The sequence below is a fragment of the Mesorhizobium sp. M1338 genome, from assembly GCF_040318045.1.
Classification (GTDB): domain Bacteria; phylum Pseudomonadota; class Alphaproteobacteria; order Rhizobiales; family Rhizobiaceae; genus Mesorhizobium.
In genome coordinates, this window is record NZ_JAMYLL010000159.1 from 1 (window position 1) to 681 (window position 681).

General features: G+C 62.3%; 2 protein-coding genes. Both read left to right on the plus strand.

Annotated features, from left to right (window positions below):
* Positions 1-415 (plus strand): hypothetical protein (locus NKH19_RS33460; protein ID WP_352983997.1); only part of this gene is annotated, 415 nt, incomplete at its 5' end.
* Positions 412-681, plus strand: a 270-nt coding sequence (locus tag NKH19_RS33465) for a recombinase family protein (RefSeq protein ID WP_352984000.1), incomplete at its 3' end; no start/stop codon positions are given. The genes NKH19_RS33460 and NKH19_RS33465, both read left to right, overlap by 4 nt.

Sequence of the window (681 nt, forward strand, 5' to 3'; positions counted from 1 at the left end):
CTTTCATCCACGTTCGGGCGGGGAGATTTTCGTCACAGGCCGTCAGCGTTATTGCGGTGAGCCGGCCTATGTCGGGCGACAACCGGATGGCAGCCTGGCGCTGATTCCGATCTGGATGACGGAAGAGATCGCCCTGACGATGGCGGTTCGCGAGGCGCCCCGTTTTCCCCTTTCATGCCTGCGCGACCTGCGCCGCGAGGTCGATGCATGTCTACGTTTTCTGCAGAGCGACTCACGCCAGCCAGGAGACGACCATGCAGCGCAGGCAATGCCGAACCGACCAGCCAGACCTGTTTTCCAAGAAGGCTCCGCCATCGAGTCTTCCAGGCGAAGTCCGGGAACGCACCCTCCCGCTGATCGAGACCTTGCTGAGGGAAGCGGTGGTGAGCCAGACGGGACGGGAGGCAGATCATGAAGATCACCGCTGAACATCTCGCGCGCGGTGCCTATGTCTATGTCCGGCAGTCGACGGCCGATCAACTCGTCAACAATCCCGAGAGCCGGCGACGCCAATATGGCCTTGCCGAGCGAGCGCGGTCCCTTGGCTGGAAAGACGCCATCGTCATCGATGAAGATCTCGGTCGTTCAGGGTCTGGCATCAGCCGTCCGGGCTTTGAGAAGCTTCTGGCGGCGATCTGCGAAGGTCGGGTTGGTGCGGTCCTCGCCATTGAAGCCTCCCGG